The 23,198-nt window shown below is 69.5% G+C and carries 26 protein-coding genes; 19 read left to right on the top strand and 7 right to left on the bottom strand.

Annotated features, from left to right (window positions below; translation table 11 throughout):
• The first annotated feature begins 26 nt into the window (after positions 1-26).
• The 7 genes from OG852_RS10605 (at position 27) to OG852_RS10635 (ending at position 6,551) form a co-directional block, all read left to right on the top strand.
• Entirely contained in the window at positions 27-1,046 is a 1,020-nt protein-coding gene (locus OG852_RS10605; RefSeq protein WP_330347726.1) for a monodechloroaminopyrrolnitrin synthase PrnB family protein, read from the top strand.
• On the top strand, positions 1,043-2,149 hold the full coding sequence (locus tag OG852_RS10610; RefSeq protein WP_330347727.1) for a GHMP family kinase ATP-binding protein: 1,107 nt from the start codon (positions 1,043-1,045) through the stop codon (positions 2,147-2,149). Before OG852_RS10605 ends, OG852_RS10610 begins: the two co-directional genes overlap by 4 nt.
• Positions 2,146-2,790, top strand: a complete 645-nt coding sequence (locus tag OG852_RS10615; protein ID WP_330347728.1) for a class I SAM-dependent methyltransferase — start codon at positions 2,146-2,148, stop codon at positions 2,788-2,790. Before OG852_RS10610 ends, OG852_RS10615 begins: the two co-directional genes overlap by 4 nt.
• 257 nt (positions 2,791-3,047) lie before the next feature.
• Positions 3,048-3,851 carry a hypothetical protein gene (locus OG852_RS10620; protein ID WP_330347729.1) on the top strand — a complete coding sequence of 268 codons (804 nt, stop codon included), beginning with the start codon at positions 3,048-3,050 and terminating at the stop codon, positions 3,849-3,851.
• Entirely contained in the window at positions 3,838-5,058 is a 1,221-nt protein-coding gene (locus OG852_RS10625) for a hypothetical protein (RefSeq protein WP_330347730.1), read from the top strand. Before OG852_RS10620 ends, OG852_RS10625 begins: the two co-directional genes overlap by 14 nt.
• Before the next feature lie 8 nt (positions 5,059-5,066).
• The gene (locus OG852_RS10630; RefSeq protein WP_330347731.1) at positions 5,067-5,813 is read left to right on the top strand and encodes a phosphotransferase; all 747 of its coding nucleotides are present in this window, start codon (positions 5,067-5,069) and stop codon (positions 5,811-5,813) included.
• 21 nt (positions 5,814-5,834) lie between these two features.
• Positions 5,835-6,551 (top strand): HAD family hydrolase, encoded by a 717-nt coding sequence (locus OG852_RS10635; protein WP_330347732.1) that lies wholly within the window; start codon positions 5,835-5,837, stop codon positions 6,549-6,551.
• Positions 6,552-6,726: 175 nt separating this feature from the next.
• On the opposite strand, the gene OG852_RS10640 is transcribed toward OG852_RS10635, so the two are convergent.
• The 5 genes from OG852_RS10640 to OG852_RS10660 all read right to left on the bottom strand — a co-directional run bounded on the left by OG852_RS10640 (position 6,727) and on the right by OG852_RS10660 (position 10,611).
• Positions 6,727-7,221 (bottom strand): DUF6624 domain-containing protein, encoded by a 495-nt coding sequence (locus OG852_RS10640; RefSeq protein ID WP_330347733.1) that lies wholly within the window; start codon positions 7,219-7,221, stop codon positions 6,727-6,729.
• Positions 7,222-7,557: 336 nt separating this feature from the next.
• The gene (locus tag OG852_RS10645) at positions 7,558-8,136 is read right to left on the bottom strand and encodes a phosphatase PAP2 family protein (protein WP_330347734.1); all 579 of its coding nucleotides are present in this window, start codon (positions 8,134-8,136) and stop codon (positions 7,558-7,560) included.
• Positions 8,133-9,326, bottom strand: coding sequence for an MAB_1171c family putative transporter (locus OG852_RS10650; protein WP_330347735.1), 1,194 nt, complete (start codon positions 9,324-9,326; stop codon positions 8,133-8,135). Before OG852_RS10650 ends, OG852_RS10645 begins: the two co-directional genes overlap by 4 nt.
• Before the next feature lie 12 nt (positions 9,327-9,338).
• The gene (locus tag OG852_RS10655) at positions 9,339-9,809 is read right to left on the bottom strand and encodes a hypothetical protein (RefSeq protein ID WP_330347736.1); all 471 of its coding nucleotides are present in this window, start codon (positions 9,807-9,809) and stop codon (positions 9,339-9,341) included.
• Between the two features lie 361 nt (positions 9,810-10,170).
• Positions 10,171-10,611, bottom strand: coding sequence for a helix-turn-helix domain-containing protein (locus OG852_RS10660; protein ID WP_330347737.1), 441 nt, complete (start codon positions 10,609-10,611; stop codon positions 10,171-10,173).
• 896 nt (positions 10,612-11,507) lie between these two features.
• Here OG852_RS10660 and OG852_RS10665 point away from each other — a divergent pair.
• The 12 genes from OG852_RS10665 (at position 11,508) to OG852_RS10720 (ending at position 21,582) form a co-directional block, all read left to right on the top strand.
• Entirely contained in the window at positions 11,508-12,566 is a 1,059-nt protein-coding gene (locus tag OG852_RS10665; protein ID WP_330347738.1) for a hypothetical protein, read from the top strand.
• Positions 12,563-13,318: an ATP-binding protein gene (locus tag OG852_RS10670; protein ID WP_330347739.1), complete on the top strand. Its 756-nt coding sequence runs from the start codon at positions 12,563-12,565 to the stop codon at positions 13,316-13,318. Before OG852_RS10665 ends, OG852_RS10670 begins: the two co-directional genes overlap by 4 nt.
• Positions 13,319-13,452: 134 nt before the next feature.
• Complete coding sequence (locus tag OG852_RS10675; RefSeq protein WP_330347740.1) at positions 13,453-14,100, top strand: WhiB family transcriptional regulator; 648 nt, start codon at positions 13,453-13,455, stop codon at positions 14,098-14,100.
• Positions 14,097-15,857, top strand: a complete 1,761-nt coding sequence (locus OG852_RS10680; protein WP_330347741.1) for a hypothetical protein — start codon at positions 14,097-14,099, stop codon at positions 15,855-15,857. Before OG852_RS10675 ends, OG852_RS10680 begins: the two co-directional genes overlap by 4 nt.
• A gap of 14 nt (positions 15,858-15,871) precedes the next feature.
• Positions 15,872-16,045 (top strand): hypothetical protein, encoded by a 174-nt coding sequence (locus tag OG852_RS10685; protein WP_330347742.1) that lies wholly within the window; start codon positions 15,872-15,874, stop codon positions 16,043-16,045.
• 196 nt (positions 16,046-16,241) lie between these two features.
• A complete protein-coding gene (locus tag OG852_RS10690) occupies positions 16,242-16,385 on the top strand; it encodes a hypothetical protein (RefSeq protein WP_330347743.1) in 144 nt (47 codons plus the stop codon).
• A gap of 128 nt (positions 16,386-16,513) precedes the next feature.
• Entirely contained in the window at positions 16,514-17,044 is a 531-nt protein-coding gene (locus OG852_RS10695; protein WP_330347744.1) for a plasmid mobilization protein, read from the top strand.
• A complete protein-coding gene (locus OG852_RS10700) occupies positions 17,041-18,771 on the top strand; it encodes a relaxase/mobilization nuclease domain-containing protein (RefSeq protein WP_330347745.1) in 1,731 nt (576 codons plus the stop codon). The genes OG852_RS10695 and OG852_RS10700 overlap by 4 nt, the downstream gene beginning before the upstream one ends.
• Positions 18,772-18,854: 83 nt before the next feature.
• On the top strand, positions 18,855-19,301 hold the full coding sequence (locus OG852_RS10705; protein WP_330347746.1) for a hypothetical protein: 447 nt from the start codon (positions 18,855-18,857) through the stop codon (positions 19,299-19,301).
• A 94-nt stretch (positions 19,302-19,395) separates the two neighbouring features.
• Positions 19,396-20,085 (top strand): hypothetical protein, encoded by a 690-nt coding sequence (locus OG852_RS10710; RefSeq protein ID WP_330347747.1) that lies wholly within the window; start codon positions 19,396-19,398, stop codon positions 20,083-20,085.
• Between the two features lie 170 nt (positions 20,086-20,255).
• Positions 20,256-20,684, top strand: coding sequence for an NUDIX domain-containing protein (locus OG852_RS10715; protein ID WP_330347748.1), 429 nt, complete (start codon positions 20,256-20,258; stop codon positions 20,682-20,684).
• 283 nt (positions 20,685-20,967) lie between these two features.
• Positions 20,968-21,582, top strand: a complete 615-nt coding sequence (locus tag OG852_RS10720; RefSeq protein ID WP_330347749.1) for a histidine phosphatase family protein — start codon at positions 20,968-20,970, stop codon at positions 21,580-21,582.
• A 180-nt stretch (positions 21,583-21,762) separates the two neighbouring features.
• Here the strand turns inward: OG852_RS10720 and OG852_RS10725 are convergent, their stop codons facing one another.
• Positions 21,763-22,593, bottom strand: coding sequence for a hypothetical protein (locus OG852_RS10725; RefSeq protein WP_330347750.1), 831 nt, complete (start codon positions 22,591-22,593; stop codon positions 21,763-21,765).
• A 110-nt stretch (positions 22,594-22,703) separates the two neighbouring features.
• Positions 22,704-23,129, bottom strand: coding sequence for a hypothetical protein (locus OG852_RS10730; RefSeq protein ID WP_330347751.1), 426 nt, complete (start codon positions 23,127-23,129; stop codon positions 22,704-22,706).
• Positions 23,130-23,198 lie beyond the last annotated feature (69 nt).

A 23,198-nucleotide genomic window follows, 5' to 3' on the forward strand; every position in this document is an offset into this window, starting at 1 on the left:
GGCCCCGGGGAGCAGGGAGAGGACCTATGACGCTCACCCGCGACCTCGACTCGACCACGGCCGCGCTCGACCCGCTCGGCGCCGACGCGGTGATGAGGGCCCTGCCCCAGGCCAACATCGCAGCCGACACCACCTGGCTGCGTACCCGAGCCGAGCACCTCTGCCGGCACGCCGCCTCGATCCGCGACGCCGCCCCCGCCCGGGCGGCGTTGCGGGACCTGGGCATGATCACCGCCTCCCTCGCCCGCCACACCGGCCACGCGGTCCCGCCGCCCGCCGTCGAAGCGGCCATGCTCCACCTCGGCGCCACGGCCGACGAGGTACCCCGGGAGACGGTGTACTCCTACGCCACCCGCAACCCCCGTGGTCCCCGGAGGCGTTCCTTCACCGACACGCCAGGCGAGCACGTATTCATCGACGAGGTCACCGCCGCCAGCCACGCGCTCGACGACGCGATCCGGCACTGCTCCGGCCTTCCTGCTGCTGCCGACCGGAACGCAGCTGACGCCCTCGCCGCCGCCGTCCACGATCGGCTGCGAGACTTCGCCGCGCGCTTGCTGACGGTCAAACGCACGCTGACACCGCACTACTTCACCGGTCTCCTGCGCCCGTACTACCCGCCTCTCGAGATCGACGGTCGGACCTACTACGCGCCGGGCGGCGCCCAGATGCCGCTGCTCGTGCTCGATGTGATGATCCTCAGCCAGGCGGCCACCGGCGAACTCGCCGTCTGGTACGAGCAGTACCTCACCGACAACGTCCTGTATCTGCCGCCGCACCACCGCGCCCTGGTCGACGCGGGACGCCGAACCCCAGGTCTGGCCCGCCTCGCCCACCGTCGTCCCCATCTGCGGCCAGCCGCTGCCCTGCTCATCGACGACCTGCTGCGTTTCCGCCTGCCCCACCGCCAACTCGCCCGGGCCAACATGGCCATCCGGGCCGACGGATCCCTCGGCAGCGGCGGCTACACCACCAGCGCCCTCGACCGCCTGCTCGACGTCACCGACAGCGCCCGCGCCCTCCTCAGCCCCGGGAGCCCCGCATGAGCCCCTCCATCGACAGCGACTTTCCGCCCTTCCCGCTCGGCGCCCCACGCTCCCCACTCGCGCTCGCCCCCATGAGTGGCAGGCCGCCGCAGCCGGTTACGGACCAGGTACGTCTGGCCTACCCCAGCCGCATCAATGCCATGGCCCTGGACTCCAGCAAGATCGTTCCCAGCCAAGGTGCCTACCTCGCGGGCGAACTCCTCTTCGCCTGTGACCTCATGCGCCGCGTCGAGGTCGACATCGTCGACGACGGCCCCGCCGTGCAGACCACCCCGGACTGCGACCACCCGGTCCTGGCCCGGCACGCCGCGCTGCTGATGCGTACGGCGCTCGGCACCCACGAGCGGCTGCGGGTGCGGGTGAGCGCCCCGGACCTGCCCGCGCACCTCGGGCTCGGATCGAGCAGCGGGCAGATCGCCGCCGTGGCCGCGGCCGTCAACGAGCTCTACGGGCGTCCCGTCGCCGCCCGTCAGCTCGTCAAGTTCCTGGCTCTCAACCACGGTGAGGAGATCGACCAAGAGGACTATCACCTTCTGCCGGTCCAGTGCCTGGGCGGATCCGCGGCGGCCGGGCTCATAGCCGGCGCGGTCCAGGTGGTCGCCGGCGCGCAGGTGCCGCTGCTGCAAGCGGCCTTGCCCGAGGAGACGCACATCGTGCTCGGCATGCCCCACGACCCGGTGATCTGGGACGCACGGGACAGCCTCGCCGCCGAGGCCCGCCACTTCGACGCTTTCACCGCAACCGGCCGAACGTACGGACCCGAGATCGCCTACCGGCTCCTGCACGACGCCTGGCCCGCCCTGATCGACGGCGACCTCCGCCCGCTCGGCAGCCTGCTGTTCGACTACCGCTTCCGGATGGGGAGCCTCGCCAACTGCGCGTTCTCCCACCCCGACTTGCTGGCCACGGGCGAGAAGGTCGAACACATCTTCACCGACCGCCTCGCCGAGGTCCTCACCCTCTCCTCCGTGGGCCCCACCTTCGCCGCCCTCACCCGCACCCCCGAAAGGTGCGAGCAAGCATTCGCCGACGCGGGACTGCGGACCCTGCGCTGCCAGCCGTGGAACAGCGGCTACACGCTCCACGGCCAGGAGGAACAATGACCCACACCGGACCGGCCCCCACCGGCGCCTACTGGAACGACCGCGCCACGGTCGCCGCTTTCGCCGAGCTGCCCGTACCGCCCTACCTCGCGGAGCTGCTCGCCGCCCCGGTGCCCGAAGCCGCCCTCGCGCTCGACGCGGGCTGCGGTGCCGGCCGGAACCTGCCCGCCCTGGCCGCAGCGGGCTACCAGGTGCTCGCGATCGACCTGCACCCCGGCATGCTGCAAGAGGCCCGCCGCCGCACCGGGCCCCGGACCACCTTCGTCGAAGCCGACGTCACCAGCCTCCCGGTGGGCGACCAGCGGGTATCCCTCGTTGTGTGCCACGGCGTCCTGCACAACCTCCACCACCGTGGCGCTCTCGCCAGGGCGCTACGCGAGCTGTACCGGGTCCTCGTCCCCCGCGGAACGCTGTCGCTGAACCTCTTCACCGCAGGTCACCTCGACCCGTGCCTCACTCCCCTCGGCAACGACCGGTACGCGCTGCCGAACGGCCAGCACATGACGCTCCTTTCCCCTGACGACCTGCTCTGCTTCATCCATGCCTCAGGGCTCGTCCCGGGTGGGGAAGCCGTGCAGTATCTCAGCCCGGGAGACCCGGGGCAGCGCTCGGTATGGCGCGCGATCCTCACCCGGCCGTAGCTCATCCGAAGGGACCACTCGTGCTTCTCGTCGCGGCCACCACCGATTCGCCGACCGCCCCTGGCGTCGTCTACGCCCACCTCAGCGTCCCCGTGGCCGGCCCCGCCCTCGTCCTTGACGGAGCGACCCTGCGCCGTCAGCTGTGGCACGGGCCCGACCGCGGTCGCCCGAAACAGTCCGTCCCTGGGGTGGTCCATGTACCCTTATGGGCCTGCTATATCGACAAATCCGCCGGTGAGGCCGTCTTCTTCGTTACCGTGCAATGGCGGCCAGACGCCGTCGTCCTGGCAGCCTTCCACCGCACCGCAGTGTCCGCCGACGCGTCGGGAGACTTCACGGCCTGGGCCTGCGCCATCGCAGATGAGCGTGCTGCGGTGAACTTCCCCCTGCCCCGCCCCGGCCATCGCTCCGGACAGGGCCCGGAGGCCGAGGAGAAGATCACCCTCACCGTCCCGGCCAATCCCGCCGCTGTCGCACGTCTGTTGCGCGATCATCTGCCTGCTACCGGTACGCCGGTCTTCGGCCTCACCATCCACAGGCGTGTCCTGGGCTCTGAGATCTATCTGCCGCCCGGTACCGGGCGGCGCGAGTACGCCGCCCTGACCCCCCGGTCCGATGGAACTTGGTGGGCCAAGGCCAAATTCCTCAAGGACGGCCGTCTCCACAAGAGCATCCGCCCCGCTGCCACCCGTGAGGAGGCCCTGGCCCAGGTGGCAGAAGTCCTCGGCCATCCGCGCCTCGTTCATATCGGCACACTCCACCGCGCCACCTGGGACCTGCCCTCCCCGCCCGACACGGACGGCCACTGGTCCACCGTCACCGTCGACACCACCGCCCTCGCGCCGCACCCCGGCACCCTCCAGCAGGTCGAGATCGAGTACGGGGCCTGCTTCACCGCCACCCCTGTCACCGCGACCGCCTCCCGGATCCGGCAGTCCGTGGCCGAGACCGCCGACACCGTCGCCGCCGTCCTGGCGGCTCACCACATCCCGCACGCCCGCAATGGCCAGAGCAAGATCGAACACTTCCTCGCAGCCGGAGATGCCGATGCCCGCCGCTGATCAGGTCATACCCGTGCTCGACGCCTTCCTCGACGGCGACGTCAATGTGACCTCCCTCGACACGTGGTGCACCCAGAAGATCACCGTCCAGCTCAGCGGTCTCACGATCGGGGTACTCGCGTCGACCAGCACGGCAACGACCTATATACAGCGCCTGTTCACACCACCCAGCGACCTGTGGAACGTCATGCCCCCCGACGCCGCAGCCACCGGCGTCACCGCGACGATGCGCAGTCTCGCCCTGCCCCGTGCCCGCGTCGCCGCTCTTGCCGAGCGTGTCCGTTCACGGGGCACCGGAGCACCACGCCACGTACGGATGCACGTCGGTGCCCCGGCAACATGGCACCAGATGCCCGGCGGCCCGGTGCTCCTGACCGACCCCGATGCCGGGATCGCGCCGCAGCTCATCGTCCGCCACCCAGGCAGTTTCACCGTCATCACGTGCAACGACACCGATGCCACGATGAACGCCGCACGGCATCTGCGGGAGATCGGCTACCGCCGGGCCGAGGACGACGGCTGGGTGTGCCTGCACGCGTCGGCCGCCACCATGGACGGCCGCGGCATCCTGGTCGTCGGCGACTCCGGCGCCGGCAAGTCGACCCTCGCGCTCGCGCTGGCCGCGACCGCGACGGGCGCTTTCCTCTCCAACGACCGCACCATGCTGACTGTTTCCGCAGGCGCGGCTCCCCGGGCTGTCGCCATGCCCGGCCCGATCCGGCTCAACGGCGGCACCCTGCAAGCACTCGGCTACGCGAGCGCCGAGCAGTGGGACCTCACGCGCCCCCAGTCCACGACGGACACCGACTGGCAGAACTTCCGCGGCGCCAACAAACTTCACATCCTCCCCTCCGAATGGCATGAGCGCACCGGCACGCCCCTGGCTGTGTCCGCAACCGTGGATCTCGTCGTCTTCCCGCAAGTCATCCAAGGCTCCCACGACCTCCATCTGCAGGCGACGCACCCCGAACCGGCCCGGGAGCTGCTGCGCGCCCAGTGCATGTCGCCGGGCGACAACATCTACGTCAACGACTGGCTCGACATCCGCACAAGCAGCACCGCCTACCTGGCGAGCAACGGAGCCCGTGTTCTCGACGCCCTCGCCGACCGACCGGCTGTCAGCCTGCGCTTTGGCACCCGCACCCCGTACACCGCCGTTACCGAGACCGTGCGCGCAGCCCTCACCAGCCCCTCCGCACACCTATGAGTGCCACAGTGATCCCCCCAACCAACCGGCTTCTCCACCTGCCCGGCGCCGTGGTCAAGATCTACCGCGAACCCTGGCGCGCACACACCGAGAAAGCAGCTCTGCAGCGGCTGTCCGACGCCGGCATACCAGCCCCGTCCGTACTCGCGGACGGCTCCATCCGGGGCCGCCAGATGCTGGTCCTGCGCCGTCTGCACGGCACGGCGCCGGGCAGTGGAGAAGAGGCCGTACGGCGAGTCATCCCCTACCTGCACCGTGTCCACGAGATCACCGGTCCCGGCTTCGGTCGTCTCTTCGACCCGGTGGCCACAAGCTGGGGAGAGTACCTGCGCGAGCGACTCGTCTCCTATCAGGCCGCACTCGCCCGCCACGGGTACCACGAAGCCGCCGCCACAGCCGAGGCACTGGCGAGTGCGCCCCTGCCTGAGCCGGACGCGCCTCGTCTCCTGCACAACGATCCGGAGCCCGGGAACTTCTTGTTCGGGCCAGCCGCTTCTGCGGGCCTCGACTGGGAGCTGGCGATCTACGGGGATCCGAACCTCGACTACGCGCGGGCCGCTCATGCCTTCGCTGTCCATCCGGTCCGTCTGAGCCGACTCCTCGCCGATCAGGGCATCGCGCACTCGCAGGACGCCTTGACCGCCTACCGCTCCATTCACCTGCTCGGACGTCTCATGTCAGCGGTCACCGCAACCCCGCCCGACCCCGCGGCTGCCCAGCGCCACGCACAAGACCTGATCACCAAGACCAGCTGACGACGCGATAGCGAGGGCAAAATGCAGGCACGTGACCCCCACATCGGCCCCCCGGCCGGCCAGCACTCGTCCACGTCACCTCTCGAACGCGACCCGCTCGGCACCGCTTCACCGCCCGACGCCAGATGCCTGACACCCGGCGCCTGCGGCCACGGGAATCCGCCGGACCTGGACCGCTACGACGCGGTGCTCTTCGACTGGGACGGAACGCTCGTCAACAGCCATCCGCTCAATTTCCGCGCCCTCTCCCGCGCCTGCGCCAGCTGGGGTCTCACTCTGAACGAGTCGTTCTATACGTCCAGGATCGGGACCTCCGGAGCAGAGCTGATCAGTGAACTGGCAGCCGCCACGGGAACCCACGTGCCGATCGACGACGTTGTCGCCCAGTGTCTCGACCTGATCCTCGACGAGATCGCCGAACTGCAGACATACCGGCCGGTGGTTCAGCTTGCCGAGACCCTGCACGGCCACCTTCCCCTGGCAATCGCGTCGGGCGGTGCACGCCGAGCCGTCCACGCCGGCCTCGACGCCACCGGGCTACGCCCCCTGTTCACCGACGTCATCACCGGTGAAGACGCCCCTCGGGGCAAACCGGACCCGGGGCTGTTCCTCCTCACCTCGGCCCGCCTCGCCGTCGCACCAGCCCGCTGCCTTGTCTACGAAGACTCGATCGAAGGCGTACAAGCGGCCAAGGCCGCCGGCATGGACGTCGTGGACGTTCGTTGTTTCCGTACGTAGGCATCGGGAGCTGCGCAATCAGCTCCCGCCACACCGCTCGCCCGCGCGGCCGACCGCGTGATCGACACCCTAGCCACCCTGCTCGCCGCGACCTCCCCGGCCGAAATCCTGGAGGCGGTCATCACGAGCCTGCCGCGCTGCTTACGATCTTGTCCCATGAGATTGTCCGGGGCGGTCAGTGACCGCGCATGCGTTGGTCGTACTCCGCCGCTGGTTCCAGACCCATCGCGGCACGGCGTTCTTCGAGCCGGTGAGGGTCCGCAACGGGCTGCAGGCGCAGGTTCGAGCCGTCTGCGTCGTCGGTGTACTGCGTTCCGTATATCTGGGGTTCGCCGGCCGCGACCAGAACCCGGTCGGTGAGGTAGGCGAGCTGGCGGGGAGAGGCGTCTCCGGCCACGACCGCGGTTTTCAGGAGTTCGAGCGCCTGGCGCTGGAAGGCGGGGTCGAGGTCGGCGTGTTGGGCAAGAAGCCATGCCTCCTCTGCTCCCTGCTCGCCCACTAACGTGGCACCTGGCCAGCCGTGTTCGGCGATGACCTGCTTGAGCCAGGCGGTGTTGTCGGTGTCGATCCGGCGCATCTCGCGTCCGTCACGAGTCTTGGCCGCGAGGCGCCGTGCGGCTTGGTCTTGTTCGGCGCGGCGGTGGAACTCGGCGGCGAGGTCGTGGTTCATCGTGTGCAGATTGTAGTTGTCACTGCGCCGCCGTCCACTGAGTGAGAAGCTTCCTTCTCCATCCCTTCGGCGGAGGCCACGGGATGCCCCAGGCGGCGAGCTGATCGCGGGTCCACCGGCGGCCACCGCACACACCCGCGGCTGCGGGCGTGGCCTACCAAGGACGGCGGGCACCTAGTGATCGCCTCCGACCTGGAGCTGGGGGCCGAGCGGATCAACGCGGCGGAAACCCTCGTGCGGGCCTGCGTACGGGAGTTCGGCCTGCCGGTGACGGTGGCGCGGCACTTCACCCCGTACACGATGAGCGCCATGCCAAATCTGCCCCAACAGGGTTCGTCAGCGCATCGCGCTGAATACAACAGCGGCAGCCAGCGCTCCGAGCAGGGCGCCGACCACCGTCTGGGCGGGAGTGTGGTCACGGAGCGAGACGCGGGACCAGCCCACGGCCGCGACGCCGAGCACCAGCGGTGCCACGTGCGCGCCGTACGCGAGAAGGAGGATCACGACTACTCCGCCGGCCACTGCGGTGTGGACCGACACCTTCCACCAGACGGTAACGATCATGGTGGTGACGAGGCCGACAAGCATGGCAACGACCAGGGCGAAGACCTCACGGGGCGCCCGGAGAGCGATCAGCAGTGAGATGCCGATGAGAACCGATGCCATCGTGGCAAGGAGAGGGACGGCGCGCTGCTCGCGGACTCGTACGTGCTTGTCGGTCCAGTTTCCGCGCTTGACGCCGAGCATGATGACGCCGAACGGGATGCCACCGCAGAACAGGGCTGCCAAGAGGCCCCAGCCGAGCCCGGTGACGCTGCTCGTGCTGTGCCAGCCGATGATCAGCAGTATCGCGATGACGAGGTTGGCCGGCGCCAGGGTGTCGGTGATAAGGCGGGCCGTGCGGGACTCGGTCACTGTGTGGTCTCCAGCGTTCGGGCGTGGTCGAGCTTTGCAGCGAATGCGCGGGTGAGGTCGGAGTCGTAGGCCCTGGCGAGTTGCTTGAGCGCCTCGATCTCGCTGGGCAGATCCCGGCCGCCGCTGGCCGGCGGGAGCGGCTCGCCGGACGAGGGCTCGTTGCGCTGCCGGGCTTGTTGGGCGCCGATGATCCAGCAGGCTTCGGCGGCGATGTCGGCCTGGGCTCCGATGAGGCCGGAGGCCGCGACGTGGGCGCGGGCCTGGTCGCGCAGGCTGCCAGGGGCGTGATCGCTGAGGGTCAGGACGGCATCCCGGATCTCTATGGTGCGGCGATACAGCCGGTCATGAACGCGATGGAGGGAGAGCAGTTCCCAAGTTCTGCGCCGGAGCGGGTCGAGGCGGGCGGAAGGTACGGCCTCCGTAAGGCTGAGCCAGAGCGGGTACAGCTGCAGCAGGGCGCGGTATTCGCGGCTCCAGCGGCGTAGGCGTCCGGCTGCGGGCAGCGTGCTGCCAGTCATGATGAAGAGCAGCGCGCTGAAGAGCAGAAGACCGCTGATCGTCTCACTCGTGCTGGCCGGAAAAGGGCTCTGTCCCAGAAAACCCAGGATCACGGTGGCAACGCGGTGCGCGGCGTAGACGATGCCGATGGTGGTGCCCATGCCGGTGATACGCAGGCCACGGCCGAGGAGGCCGGCATCAGGCTGTCGTCCCCAGCGCCAGCACAGCCGGGATGCGCTGAACAGTGCCGCCCCGAGGTATGCCGTCCAGACCCCTCCATAGGCGGCGATGCGCCAATCGGCGGCGTACTCGGTCAGCAGGTCGACCGCTTCGTGCGGCTGCGGAGTGGCGAAGAACAGCACCGTGATGACGGCTGCCGCGGTGGTCGGGACAACGAGGTGCAGGCGGGAGGACTTCAGCCCGGATGCCTTCTCCTGGGCCATGTCATGGACGAAGGTCAGCACCGCATGCGCGGCAACGATGCAGCCGAGGTGCTTGCCCAGGGCGCTCAGGTTGTTGACCCCGAATGCCGCGTCTATAGATGCGGCGACGGAGGGCACCCTGAGCGTGATAGCGACGGCGAGAGCGAGAAAGGCGATCCACAGGACTCGCTTGCTGGAATCGCGCCATGCGGCCGGGGTGCGCCACGCGGTGACCAGCCACAACAAGACCGCAGGAAGTATGTCGATCATTACAGGGCGCTCTTATGAGTCGCTGAGAGCGTCGCCCAGGCGCCGCAGGACACTGCTGCGCGGCGTCTTGCTGGTGCGGGAGGCAGCGGCTTTGCCGGCGATCAGCCCTGCGAGACGCTCGGCGTCCCGTTCGTCCTCGGTGCCGTAACTGGTCCTGGTGAGAAGACTGACCACAGTGGCCGGGTCGATGTCCGGGAACAAACCGCCGCCGCCTGTCTGGACGCCGTCGAGGATCGAGCGGTGGCCCAGGAGCATGTGACCGATCTCGTGCAGGATGATGTGATCTTGGTGCAGCGGGCTTGTCGCCGCCTCGTGGAAAATGTGGTCCGCCTTCTCGGTGGCGATCCATACCCCACACGGGGCGTCAGTGCCCGAGATGCCGGGGACGCTGTGCAGATGGAGCGGACGACCTCGCTGCGCCGCGATTCGATCGCAGAAGACCTGCACATCGAATGGGTCCGGGACGTCGATCGAGGCGAGCACGGCCCCGATGTCCGGGCGGTCTCGGCGTCCGTCGCCCGGCTGCTGTCTTCGACTACGCAACGACAACTCGACTCCGCAGGTGGCGCTGTACGTGTCCGCGGCAGAGGCGGCACCGGAATCCGGTATTCCGGCACAGGAACGATACGCCAGGCTTCAATCGAATATGCCAGGAGCATGCTCAGTTCATGTTCACCACTATGATGATCAAGAAGTGAGTCTGATGCGGCATTACTTGATCATGGCTGAATTGCGCGGCGATCGCCCAGGCATCGCTCCGAACTACGCAAGCAGACCCCATGGGGGTGACCTGCGCCACACCTTCCGCCCGGCCGCACCTTTACACCCGGAGGTCGACCCGCGTTTACCGGCCGGACGCCTCGCCGTCGGCTAGCCCTTCCAGCTCGCGGGCCCGCTCAATGAATCCCTTGATCGTCCTGAGGGTCTCCACTGACAGGCCGGACGCCCTGGTGGCGACCTCAACTACATCGTTGTCCCGCATGGTCTCGATCAGTTCCAGCTGGGCAGCGATCCGCTCGGAGGACTCGTCATTGAAGAAGTAGGCGGGGGCGACACCAAAGAAGCCCGCGAGGGCCTCCAGGTGCTTCATGGTCGGGTTGTCCTTCTTGCCCTTCCGAAGGGTCCAAATGTAGCTCGCCGAGATAGTAGGCCCCCCTGCCTCCTGGATGGCCTGCGCCACCTCTTCGTAGGTGTACTCACCGCGGTTCTTCGGGTGGACCGTCTTGAAGAGGTGATCGAGCTTCTCCGCGAGGGTGCGCTGCTCCGCCGGCGCTCCTTCGCTCATACAGGTCCATCCTTCGGTGACTCACAGAGGCTCTTCGACTGGCGTGAACGATACACCGCCAACCGCAATGATTCCATTCTTGCCAGTTGACGTGATCCATCTTCGCTGGTCTATTGTCATCACGGCCGCATCGACTGACGCGAATGAGGAGGCTGCGGCCTCCAGGGTTCTGATGGACGGGGAGGGGGACGCTGTGCGGACACTGCCGCTCAAGGGCTTACCCGCAGCGCCCGGCGACGGCCAGCAGGGCGCGCCGGCCATCCCACGGCCACGAGTGGGCGTGTAGACGATCTAGACGGCATGCAGATCACCTGGCTCTGTGGCGACCGAGAGGTTACGCGACGGAGTCCTTGCTGGGCACAGCGATAGCCCCACCCACATGCCTCCGTCACGCAGGTCGGCTTCACATGCTCCGCCCATCGCCCGCCCTGGCCTGGGCGGGCGGCTCAGGCCGCCTCACGGGCGAGTTGTAGAGGATTCAAGAGCTAAGTCTGGATGTCGTGGCAGGCCACACGTATGTTTCTGGTCCCCCGCCGGGCATCCGCCCGGCGACCAGCGTGAAGGGAGGCGTGAGTGAGGCGCGCACCGCCCGCTAGAGCGGGCCCTGGCCCGGTGAACGCCGACGGCGCCTGAGAGCGGGAACTCCCAGACGCCGAACGGCTGTAGGACACCCGTGCCCCGGGAAGGGCGCGGAGATCACCCAACAAATCCGCTCTGGTCCCTTTCCACCAGCACCTGAACGGATCCTGCTTCGAGGGAGAGTTTCGCATGCCGACTGCCCTGCGTGAAAGGCCGAAGACCCCGGCCTGCGCGGCAGCCTGTGCCCCTTCCGTCCCTAGCCGCCGAGCGCTGGCGCCGGATCGACCGTCGGTACACCGGTGCGGGAGTGATGCCTGATGGCACGCATCCGCACCGTCAAGCCCGAGATGTTCGAGTCGGAGTCGCTGGCCGAATGCTCGGTGACCGCCATGCTCACCTTCATCGGACTGCTCACGCAGGCCGACGACTCCGGCCGACACCGCGACCACCCGGCGATCATCGCCGGACGGCTGTGGGCCCTGCGCCCGGAGCACACCGCCGCCCACGTCGCCCAGGACCTGGAGGAACTGGCCGCCGCCGGGCTGATTTGCCGCTACACCGGCTGTGACGGGCGTACGTGGCTCCACGTCGTGACGTGGGAGCAGCACCAGAAGATCAACAAGCCCACGGCGTCCCGTGTGCCGCGCTGCCCCAATCACCAGGGCAGTCAGGCGTGCGGAAAGTGCCAGACCGGTGATTGCCCCACGACGCGCACGGCGGTGTCCGTGACGTCTCCCGGAAACCTCCGGGAGGACTCCGGGAGCGCGCAGGGAGCGGTGCACAGCCCCGTTCCCGCCGCCACCGCCCCTGCTGAGTCCACCGCCGCCCCAGGTGAACCTGCGTCCGTGCCTCCCGACGGGCTCGCTGCCCCTGCCGCGGCACCGTCCGGGAAAACTGCAGGTCAGGCGGCATTCCCGGAGGACTCCAGGAGGACTACGGGAGGAGTACCGGAGGACTCCCGCTCTGGATCTAGGATCTTGGATCCTGGATCTTTCCTTACGGGGCGCGAGGCACCCGCACCCGACACCCTCTCCGGATCGGTCTCCGCCAAGGAACTGGTCGCCGAGTACATCCGGGATTGTCAGCGCCGACCGCCGGCGGACTTCCTCGGGCTGCTGGGGCGCAAAGTCAAGGTGCTGCTGGACGAGCGCTTCGAGCCGCAGGACATCCGCGTAGCGATGGAGCGGCTGCGGGCCAAGGGGCTGCACCCCAGCGTGCTGCCGAGCCTGGTGAACGAGGTCGTCAACGCTACCCCGCAGGCTGCCTCGGTGCCGTCGTCCGCCTCCGGCGCGGGGCCCTGGGCCAGCACCAGCACGTCCCGCTACACGCCGTACCTCAACCCGACCGAGCCGACGACGTTCGGAGGCCGCCTGTGACCCGCGCGCACCTCGCCGACCCGCAGCCCGCCATCGGGGAGCGGCTCCGTGCCCGTCTGGAAGCGAAGCTGGCCGAACGCGGCATCGACCCGACCGCGCCGCTGCCGGACACCCCGGAGCCGATCCCGGCCCTGGAAGCCGCCCAGGAGCGCATCCCGGTCGACTACCGCGACGCCGTAGTCGAGCACCCCGACGTCGCCGCCTGGGTGCGCACCATCACCGAGGCAGCCGTCGAGCCGAACGCGGGCGGACTGAACCCGCACTTCGGCACGGCCGGGCGTCGGCGGATCGCCCACGGACCGTCGCTGCTGCTGTGGGGCGGCACCGGGGCCGGCAAGACCCACCAGGCGTACGGCGCGATCCGGGCCCTCACCGCCGCTGGGTGCGGCGTGACCTGGCACGCGACCACCGCCGCCGACCTGTATGCCGACATGCGCCCGCAGGCCGGGGTGGACCCGGAGCACATGCTGCGCCGGGTCGTGCGCGTGCCGCTGCTGCTGCTCGACGACCTCGGCGCCGCCAAGGGCTCAGAGTGGACGGAGGAGATCACCTTCCGGCTGGTGAACTGGCGCTGCCAGAACCGCCTGCCGACGATCTTCACCTCGAACCTGCCGCCCGTCCGCGACCGCAGCGTGCCTCCGCAGCAGCCGGTCCTTCGCGACAAGATCGGCGACCGCGTCCTGTCCCGCCTGTCCGGCATGTGCACGCCGGTCCACTTCACCGGACCGGACCGCCGCTTCCTACGCCGCTGAAGCCCGGCCCTCTCCCCCTGACGCCACCTCCGGTGCGGCACCGCCGCGCCCTCACCCCGCCTCATCACCGCGCCGCGCCGTATCCGCCCGCCGTCGGCACCGCGCGCCCCACCGAGGCGTACCCGGAGACTTCCTTGCGCACCATCACCACGAACGACACCGCGCGCCCGATGCTGCGCGGGATAGCCGACCACAGCTGGCACGCCCGGGGCCTGTGCTACGGCATGCCCGCCGAGGACGCCGACGAGCTGTTCTTCCACGCTCCCCGGAGCCACGCGGCCATCGCCGAGGCCAAGTCCATCTGCAGCCGGTGCCCGGTCAAGAAGGACTGCTTCAACTACGCCCTCGACAACGAGATCCGCCACGGCATGTGGGGCGGGCTGACCGAGGCCGAACGCCGCCCCTGGCACGCCAGGGTCAGCAAGCGCCTGGACTACGGCCGCGTACTCGCCGCCTTCCAGGGACGCGACGTGCACCTCAGCGAAGCCGAGCGCGAAGCAGTGGTCCGTCACGCCTACGCCCGCGGATGGACGGTCGAGCGCCTCGCCTACGCACTCCAGCTCGAACTCGAGTGGGCCAAGGACCTGATGCGACAGGCCGCCCACGACGTCACGGACCGCGACCGCTACTGGGGCATGTACGACGAGGAGACCGACGCCACCGACGAGAAGCACCTCGAGAACGACGGGGAGGACGGCGACGAGTCCGAGGTGACCGCCTCGCCCGTGCCCCGCCAGGTGCACACCACTTCCCTGATCGCCGCGCTCGGAAAGGCAGCATGACCCACCCCATCGCCCTCCGTCTGGCCGGCGTCTCCATCGACCTCGCACACCTGCTCACCGCCGCCACTGCCCTGTTGGGCCTCGCCGTGCTCACAGGCGGCTGGCTCACTGTGCGCCGCCGTCGCGGCGCGGGCACGGCCCGGTCGTCCACCCCAGCAGTGTGGGTCGCTGCCTTGGCCGCCATCGGCTGCACCGTCTACAGCGCCGACACCAGCTGGCGGTTCGCCGCCGACTACCTCGACATGGCCGGCACCGCCGAGCGCGCCGCCATGTTCGCCGCCGCCGAACTCGCCCTGTTCGCCACCGCGCTGATGGCCCGCCAGAACCTCACCACCCAGGGCACGCCGGGCCTGCCCGGGACGCTGGTCTGGATCATCACCGGCGTGCAGGTGATCCCCGCCTACGCAGAATCCGGCCCGGTCGGCGGAACCGTACGGGCCTTCGTCGGCCCCATGCTGGCGGCGATGCTGTGGCACCAGGCCATGGGCATCGAGCTGCGGCTGCGCAAGCCCGGCGCCGCCTCGCACGGCATCCTGGCCGTCCTCGGCCGGGAAGCACGCGAGCGCCTGCTCTCCCGCCTCGGCATCGCCAGGCGCGACCGCGACGCCGCCCAGATCACCCGAGACCGCGCGACCGCACGCGCGGTCACCCTGGCCACCCGGCTTGCCGGACTGTCCCCGAAACAGCGCACCAACCGGCGCGGCAAGCGGATCACACGGCGACTGGAGTCCGCCCTCGGACGCTCCGGCGTCGGCAGCGACCCCCAGCAGCTGCGTACGTTCCTCGACCAGCTGGCCGCGCGGCGGCATGCCGCCGCGCTCGCCACGGTCGATCTGCCCTCGCCCTGGACACAGCCGTCACGGGAAGCCGAGTGCGGGGACCACGGTCCCCTGCCCCCCACCGGAGGGACGCCAGACGCGGGCCGCCCGGTCCCCCATCGCTCGGTCCCCGCCACCGACACCTCGCCGGAGGCGGACGGTCCCGCAAGAGGCCACGGGGACCCGGTCCCGGGGACCGCCCTCATCCAGAGCGGGGACCGTCCCGCCACGGTGCCCGAGTCCGGGGACGGGGAATCAGCTGGGGAACTGGACACCACAGGGAACCGGGATGGGGACGCCGCCGGCGAGGCTGCGAACGGGTACCGAGGAAGTGCGGTCCCCGGGACCGACAGCGCCGACCATCACGCGGAGGCGAGCGAGGAATGCGGGGACAAATCCGCAGCTCAAGCCGCGAGTAGCCCGTCCCCGGCTTCGGATGTCAGCATCGGGGACCACGCAGTCTCACTCACCGAAACGGGGACCGGGACCACCGGGGACCGTCCCCAATCGGTCCCCGACAACAGGGACCGCGAGGTCGAAGCGGGGACCGAGCCCGACCGGGACCGTCCCCATCCGGTCCCCGACGACGGGGACCGAGGAGAGCCCGGCTCCGAAACCGGGATCGAACCCACCGGGGACCATCCCCACACGGCCCCCGCACACAGGCGGCCGAAGGCGTCCCGGAACCGGTCCCGCACAGGCCAGGGCAAGCCGTCCCGGAAGCAACGGCCGACTGTGGAGGAGCTCGTCGCCCAGCTGCGTCCCCATGTGCCCGCATTGCTGGAACGGGACGGGAATGCCGAGGTCACGCGCACGCAGCTCAGGGAGATCATGCGCGCCCACGACATCGGCATCCGCAACGACCGGCTGACTCCGGTCCTGGATCGCCTGCGCCGTGAAGCGGCCACGTCCACCACGAAGAAGAGGAGCGCACGGTGAAGATGTGCCCGCGCATGTCGAGTATCAGGTCCGACTTCGAGAGGGACATCCGCTTCCTGACCGCCTACGCGGAGCGCAACGCCGGCACGCCGCCGGCCAAGACCAGCGCGAAGCAGGCGATCGCGGTGAGACGCAACATGGCCAGGGCCATGAGCCGGCACTTCGCGCGCTGCCCCGAGTGCGGCTAACAACCTGCAAAGACGCAGGTCAGGCCACCCGGAGCCACCTCATCGCTCAGGTAGCCCGGCCCTGTGCCGGGCTACCTGCCCAGCATTAAGGAGAAACACCCCCGTGATTCACCACCCTGCTCACCCATCCCCACACAGGGCCGCCGAGGCGGACGCCTGGGCGATCGTCCTGGTCCGCCGACGGTTTGTGCATGCCATGGTGCGCCTCCCGAGCGGCCAATGGCTCGTCCAGCACAAGCCCGAGGGGCCCGTCCGGCTCCTCACCGGGCCGGCCGATGTCCTCGATCTGGCCGTCACCGTCCAGCACCATCTCCGCACCACGAGGCCCGACTTTCGATGACGAACCCGAGTGACAACGGCACCACCCCGGAACTCGCTCTCGATCCCAACTCGACGTCATCGCGAGCAAGTTGTTGCGACTGTATTACTCCCGTCGGGAGTAATACAGTCGCGTCTCCCGCCCCGGGGGTGGCGGGAGAGGTCCAGCGCCAGGGGGCACCGGACCGTCCGGATGCGACCGAGGGCGGCGCGCATCCGAAGGGGGAACCGACCCACCCGTGTCACAACCCCCACTGCGCGCACAGCACCCCGAACCATCCGCCCGCGCGTAACCGCCCGCGCAAGACCAACGCCAGCAGCCGTACGCACCTGATCGCCAGCCGCTTCAACGACGAAGAGAAACAAGCCCTCCTTGACGCCGCCGCGGCGTGCGCCATGACCCCGTCCGGCTTCCTCGCCCACGCCGCCCTCAGCGCCGCCCGTGACCTCACCCGCACCGCAGCCGAAGTAGCCGGCGAACGCGAAGTAATCGCCGAGCTGTTCAGCCTGCGCCGCCATCTCGCCCAGATCGGCAACAACCTCAACCAGGTAGCAAAGACCCTGAATTCGGGTGCGGACGCACCGCACGCCGAGGCCGTTCTCCAGGCCGTGCAACGCGCCGCGAAGCGGGTGGACGCCTTCACCCAGCACCGCCTGGACCACCAGACGCGAGCCGCATGATCCCCAGAGTCCACCAGCGCGGGAAGCGCACCATCGGCCTGCTCTACTACCTGTACGGACCGGGCACCCACGAGGAGCACATCGACCCCCACCTCGTCGCCGCCTGGGACAGCCTCGCCCCCGACCCCGGCCGCGACCCGAACGCCACCTACGGTGACCTGCAACGGCTCCTCGACCAGCCCGTCGACATGCTGGCCAAGGAGGACCGGCCCGCCAAGCACGTGTGGCACCTGTCCGTGCGGGCCGCTCCGGAGGATCCGATCCTCAGCGACGAGCAGTGGGGCGAGATCGCCCGGCGCATGGTCGCGGCCACCGGCATCGCCCCGGACGGCGACAGCGCGGGCTGCCGCTGGGCGGCCGTACGCCACGCCGACGACCACATCCACATCATCGCCACCATCGTCCGCGAAGACGGACGCCAAGCGCGGCTGCGCTACGACGGCAAGCGCTCACAGGCCGAGGCCCGCAAAATCGAGGCCGACTACGGACTGCGGCGCCTCAACACCGGCGACGGGACCGCCGCCAAGCGGCCCACCAGCGCCGAGCGGCACAAGGCCGAACGCGAGGGCCGCGAGCGGCCCGCCCGCGAGGAGCTGCGCGAGACCGTGCGACAGGCAGCGGCCGGAGCCATTAGCGAGGCCGAGTTCTTCGACCGGCTGGCCGCCGCCGGCGTGCTGATCCACAAGCGCGTCGCACCGTCCGGTGACCTGCTCGGCTACAAGGTCGCCCTCCCCGACGACCGCAACAAGGCCAAGGAGCCCGTGTTCTATGCGGGCTCCACACTCGCCCCGGACCTGTCCCTGCCCCGCATCCGCCAACGCTGGTCCGGCAACGACACCTCCCGCGCGGCCGGCGAGGCGCTGTCGGACCATGACCCCGGCTCGGTCCCAAACGGTCCGGCCACGGCACGGCGCAGTGCGGCCACGGCGGCATGGCAGGCGCTGCTGGTCATCGACCAGGGCGACGACGCGGTGGTGGCCGCGCAGATCGCCGCCGCCGGGGAGGTCCTCGACGCGCTCGCCAAGACCTCCGCCGCCCACACCCGCGCCCAACTGCGCGAGGCGGCCTTCGCGTTCGAGCGGGCCACCCGCTCCCACATCCGGGCCGAGCGCGGGCACGACCGCGCCCTGCGCCAGGCCGCCCGCGACCTCGTCTACAGCGGCCCCGCCCTCGGCCGCGGGGAAGACGGGGCGACCACGGCGATGCTGATCGACATGGCGTTCTTCCTAGTCACCGCCGCTGCCCACTGGCACGGCAAGAAACAGCACGCCCAGCAGGCCGCCGCCGCACGTGAAGCCGCCGAACACCTGCGCGCCGCCTACCAGGCCGCCGCCAGCATGCCCATCGGCGTGCTCTACCAGCGGGGACGGCGCCTGTCCCAGCCCCTGCGGCACAAGCAGATCGCCTACCTACGCCAGGCAGTGCCCGAACTGGCCGAACAGGTCCTCGCCGAGGCCGGCTGGTACGCCCTCGCGGCCACTCTCGCCGACGCCGAGAGCGCTGGACACGACCCGGCCGCGCTGCTGGCCGAGGCCGCCGAGCGGCGTGAGCTGGACACCGCCGACTCGATCAGCGACGTGCTGGTGTGGCGGCTGCGCCGCATGGCCGATCTACCGGCCGACGCCTCCGCAATGCCCGAACCCGGCGCCACTGCGGCAGCCCGGACCAACGGGCGTACGGCGAAGGCTTCCAAGACCCGTACGGACCGGCCGCGCAAGCCTAGGTGATTCTGAAATTTCAACGTTGCGGCAGGTCAGATGCTTAGGGCACTCTCCATGTGCCCGCCAGACGACAAGGGGATGGAGACCGCATGTTCCGACGACGTGCCCGCGACGAGAGGGATTTCCGCCAGGCCCAGCGTGAGGCACTCGCGCTGCGGCAGATACACGCCCAAGAGCCCTGGCCGTCCGACACTGTCCAGGCCAAGGCTCCGGCCGCGGACGACGCAGAGACAGTGGTTCCAGACTTTCCGCCTGCCGACCTGCGGGCACCGTCGAGGCACGACGTCGAGGGCGTGATGATGCGCTGGATGCCCCCGCTCATCATCGACGGCGAGGTCCACGCCTGCCCGCAGTGCGGCACATACCGGGACTGGATCGTCTTCAACATGAATGACGGCTCCGTGTGGCTGCGCTGCCCGGCCGGCCACCAGGTGATGGAGCCGCGTCTGGACGCCGCCTGGTTCAACCGCAACTGTGGCCCCGTCGACCACTGGCACCCCACCCTTGAGGACGGCCTGCGCCACCTCGGGCACTGACTTCTCTCGAAACCCCTACCCCCTTCGCATCTGCCGGCAACTGGAGGGCCGGCCCGGTCAGACCGTCCGCACCGCGCCACCAAGGGGTTTCCGCATGCGCCTTCCCACCACGACCGTCCTCAGCCTCAGCCTCGCCGTACTCGCCCTGGCGGGCTGCTCCAACAACACCTCCGCCTCCCCCAACCCGACGCCCTCCACCGCAGCAGCGCGCACGGAGGACCACAACGCCCCGGCGGACAAGCCACTGTCCTCGGCCGCGATGGCCAACCGGCTCCTCGACGAGAGCGACTTGGGTGAGGGCTACACCCGTAAGCCGGAGACCACGGCTGGGCACGACGACGTCACCGTGATCGGCTGCTCGGCACTGGCCGAGCTCGGCGGCCAGGCCGCAGTCGGCAGCAGCCTCGACTTTCCCCGCTCGGCGAAAGTGTCCTTCATCTACGCCGGTTCCAGCGGCTCGGAGGTGTCCGAGGAGCTGTACAGCGACACCGCCGCGAAGCTGTCCACAGGCGTGAACCGGATCTTCAACGCCATGACGTCGTGCCCGGCCTACCAGGTGTCGGTGGGCAGCACGCTCATCGATGTACATACGCAGACGACCGGTGCGCCCCGGCTCGGTGACGAGCAGTGGAGCCAGCTGCTCACCTACAGCACCGGCGGACGGCGCAGCGTCGTCAAGCAGACGGCGATCCGCGCCGGCGCGATCCTGGTGGTCGTCTCCGGATCGCCCGCCCTCGTCGACGCCCACATCGCCGCAGCCGTACGAACGGCGATCGCCCACTGATCCGAGGACACCATCCTGCCCCGTCCTCCCCTGCTCCAGGAGAGGACGGGGCAGTCTTCATCCGGTACTACCGTGGTCCCCGGACAACTGCACACCGTGAGAACCGGGTTGCGGCCACGGCCTCGGGCCGGGCGCCATTCGGAGCTGTCGTACAAAGAAAGGTCACCGGCGTGGCGGACCGGCCGACAAAGACCCGTGGGTGTTTCGCGTTCGTCACCACACCTCGCCATGAGATCGTGCTCCAGCTGCGGGACGACAAGGCGCATATAGCCTGGCCGGGGCACTGGTCGCTTCCCGGAGGCGGAGCGGAGGCGGGCGAGACGCCGCTCGAGACGATCCTGCGTGAATTGCTGGAGGAGACCGGCATCGTGCCGGACGCGATCACGGAAGCTGCCGTCGACGCGTACGAGAGGGGCAAGACGCCGCCTCACGTGTTCGTTGCGGCCTGGGACGGCACCGAGAACGAGCTGGTCCTCGGCGAGGGGCAGGACCTTCGCTTGTTCCCACTCGACGCGCTTCCGGGCAGGATGCCGCCCCATGTCCGGCACTACGTCGAACAACTCGCTCGGCGCCTGCCGCCACCCAGTCCGGAAGCCTGATCCCGCGCCACGCGCACCGTCCGAGCCCTATGAGCCCAGGAAGGCACGGCCGCCCTGACAGAACGAGAAACGGGCCCGGTTTCCTCACCTTGACGAAGGTGAGGAAACCGGGCCCTCTTGTTCTGGGGGCGCGTGCCGATCGGCAGGGCACAGGCGCCTGGCTGTGCCGATTGGCTTCGGAGTCGTCCGCGTGCTCGCCCTTGACCAAATAGGCGGATGGCCATCCGCCTGGCGGGAAATGCGGTGGCCGGAACGTGCCACGGTTCGATAGGAGCAAGGGCTCGTGACAGCTTTTGCATTCGAGGCCGTTTATCTGGCCAGGCATGGACAGACAGAGTGGAACCTGGCTGGAAGGAAGCAGGGACGGCTGGATTCGCCCCTTACCGATCGGGGCGTCCACCAGGTGCACCACAACGCGCGACTGACCAGCCACGAACCGGTCGACGCGATTTTCGCGAGCCCGCTGAAGCGCGCACGGACGTCGGCGGAGGTGTTCGCGACAACACTGGGTCTGACGGTCCGACTACTCGACGACCTCAGCGAGGTTGACCACGGCGAGTGGTCCGGGCTCACAGACGGGGAAATCGAGTCCCGCTGGCCCGGCGCGATCGCAGCGCGGGAACGCGACAAGTATTCCTATCGCTTTCCCAGCGGGGAGAGCTACGCCGACGCGGATTCGCGGGCAGGCCGAGCCCTGGCCAGCATCGCCCAAGCCGGAGTCCGAAGACCGCTCCTGGTCTCGCACGAGATGATTGGCCGGATGCTGCTGAAGCATCTGGGCCGACTGGACCGCGAAGCGGCACTGCGGCTCAGCCACCCCTCTGACGTCGTGTATTGCGTGGGGACCGCTGGGCAGATTAGCCGACTGTCTCTCGACCGGGCCGCGGGGTCGGCATAGCCATTCGACCTGATGACACTGTCTGAGCCAGAGGGGCACCGAACGACGTCGAATCTCGTCGGGTGATGAACTGGCCAACGCCGTCTGAAAAGCCTCCCGAAGTCATCGGGAAACGCCTCGAGAAGAAGCAGACGCTGCCAGGCGCCGTCAGCGCAGGCATCGCTCCGATGCCGCCGTAACTCAGGGCAGCGTGGGCATGCCCGCATCCGGCGCATGCGGCCGTTGGATGACGAGCAGGCGGTCGTGGTGGATCTCCAGCTCCACGATCTCGTCGTCGGCGGGGACGTAGACCAGCACGGCGAGCCGCCGGCCCCGGGCGGGTTGGCTCAGGGTCAGGACGTGGTGCTGGTCCGGGCAGCCGGACAACGTATAGGCGTCGCCGGAGTTGAGGTCCGCAGCGCGGCCGTGGAAGGTGTCCACTTCCCGGCGTTGGTGCCACCAGCGGGCGCGCGACCTCATCCGGGGAAGGGCGGTGGCCTTCCGGTCGCGCTCGCTCCTCCACGCGCGGCGGCAGGGGGCGCATTCGTTGGTGGCGTCGGGGTTCGGGCCGGACAGCGGCGCGCCGCACAGGCCGCTGCCGGAGGCAGCATGATGGCGGTGCCCGGTGAAGAGGTTGCTGCGGCCGTTGGGTGCCCACAGGACCTCCTCGGTGCGCGGGCAGGATGCGTCGGAGGAAACGCTCACCTCGCCCGCCAGGCGGTGGAAGCGGTCCAGGGCCGCCGCGAGAGCCGTGCAGTTCGCGCACACTCGCCGGGCTGAAGTCGGGCGCAATTCGAGCGGCTTGCCGCAGTAGCCCATCAGATGGCCCGGTGTCGGCCGGTGAGCGGTGGCGCTCTTGCCGGTACCGACGGCTGGCCGGAGATCCGGCTCGCCGCCGGGGTGCGGCTGCGTGGTGAGGATGAGCCAGGCGCGTGTACAGCTCTGGCACAGGGAGTGCGCCGTGTTCTCCGCGATCGGCGCGAGATCAGTCGAGTGTGTGGCGCACACGGTCAATGGCTCGGTGCCGATCATGACACCGTGGTGCGCGGTCCCGTTCGTAGGAGAGATGGAGAGCCGGAGCAGGGACAGGGTCCAAGCAGACCTCCACAGGATAGGCATCGGGTGGGTGACGAGATGTGCCGTCAGAGGGCGTCGAAACGGCTAGGCAGGGTGGCGAGCATGCGGGCGTCCTCGGCCGCTCTGTCGGCCTCGGCCCGGGCGAGTGCGACCGCGCAGGCGCCGTACTCGCGCTCGTTCAGCGCTCCGGCCTTGGTGCACTGCCCGTCTTCGATGATGTAGCGGGTCACTGTTCGGACCAGGCCCGAGCCGGTGGGTGAGTCGGACACCAACGACAGGACCGACGATCCGCACCGGTTGCTCGTATCCGCCACGGCCTGGTCCACCAGGCAGGTCAGGCGGTCGAAGCGCTCCGCGCTCACCGGACCGAGGGCGAGCCGGTTACCGCCCAGATAAAGGACTTCCGCGAGCACTTCCCGCGCGATCAGCGGCCGGACGACGTGCAAGTAGTGCCGTCCCGGCCCAGCCGCCGTGATGGCGTCGGCGAGCACGAGTCGTCCTGGGGACAGGGGTGAGATCGACAGGTTGATGTCCTTTCCATAGGGAGCGACTGCCTGGGC

It is taken from the genome of Streptomyces sp. NBC_00582, assembly GCF_036345155.1.
Lineage (GTDB): Bacteria > Actinomycetota > Actinomycetes > Streptomycetales > Streptomycetaceae > Streptomyces.

What these genes read in the sequence shown, in the direction of transcription:
- OG852_RS10605 (WP_330347726.1), top strand. Translation starts at nt 27, where the DNA reads ATGACGCTCACCCGCGACCTCGACTCGACCACGGCCGCGCTCGACCCG.
- OG852_RS10610 (WP_330347727.1), top strand. Translation starts at nt 1,043, where the DNA reads ATGAGCCCCTCCATCGACAGCGACTTTCCGCCCTTCCCGCTCGGCGCC.
- OG852_RS10615 (WP_330347728.1), top strand. Translation starts at nt 2,146, where the DNA reads ATGACCCACACCGGACCGGCCCCCACCGGCGCCTACTGGAACGACCGC.
- OG852_RS10625 (WP_330347730.1), top strand. Translation starts at nt 3,838, where the DNA reads ATGCCCGCCGCTGATCAGGTCATACCCGTGCTCGACGCCTTCCTCGAC.
- OG852_RS10635 (WP_330347732.1), top strand. Translation starts at nt 5,835, where the DNA reads ATGCAGGCACGTGACCCCCACATCGGCCCCCCGGCCGGCCAGCACTCG.
- OG852_RS10640 (WP_330347733.1), bottom strand. Translation starts at nt 7,221, where the DNA reads ATGAACCACGACCTCGCCGCCGAGTTCCACCGCCGCGCCGAACAAGAC.
- OG852_RS10650 (WP_330347735.1), bottom strand. Translation starts at nt 9,326, where the DNA reads ATGATCGACATACTTCCTGCGGTCTTGTTGTGGCTGGTCACCGCGTGG.
- OG852_RS10660 (WP_330347737.1), bottom strand. Translation starts at nt 10,611, where the DNA reads ATGAGCGAAGGAGCGCCGGCGGAGCAGCGCACCCTCGCGGAGAAGCTC.
- OG852_RS10665 (WP_330347738.1), top strand. Translation starts at nt 11,508, where the DNA reads ATGGCACGCATCCGCACCGTCAAGCCCGAGATGTTCGAGTCGGAGTCG.
- OG852_RS10680 (WP_330347741.1), top strand. Translation starts at nt 14,097, where the DNA reads ATGACCCACCCCATCGCCCTCCGTCTGGCCGGCGTCTCCATCGACCTC.
- OG852_RS10685 (WP_330347742.1), top strand. Translation starts at nt 15,872, where the DNA reads ATGTCGAGTATCAGGTCCGACTTCGAGAGGGACATCCGCTTCCTGACC.
- OG852_RS10690 (WP_330347743.1), top strand. Translation starts at nt 16,242, where the DNA reads ATGGTGCGCCTCCCGAGCGGCCAATGGCTCGTCCAGCACAAGCCCGAG.
- OG852_RS10700 (WP_330347745.1), top strand. Translation starts at nt 17,041, where the DNA reads ATGATCCCCAGAGTCCACCAGCGCGGGAAGCGCACCATCGGCCTGCTC.
- OG852_RS10705 (WP_330347746.1), top strand. Translation starts at nt 18,855, where the DNA reads ATGTTCCGACGACGTGCCCGCGACGAGAGGGATTTCCGCCAGGCCCAG.
- OG852_RS10710 (WP_330347747.1), top strand. Translation starts at nt 19,396, where the DNA reads ATGCGCCTTCCCACCACGACCGTCCTCAGCCTCAGCCTCGCCGTACTC.
- OG852_RS10725 (WP_330347750.1), bottom strand. Translation starts at nt 22,593, where the DNA reads ATGATCGGCACCGAGCCATTGACCGTGTGCGCCACACACTCGACTGAT.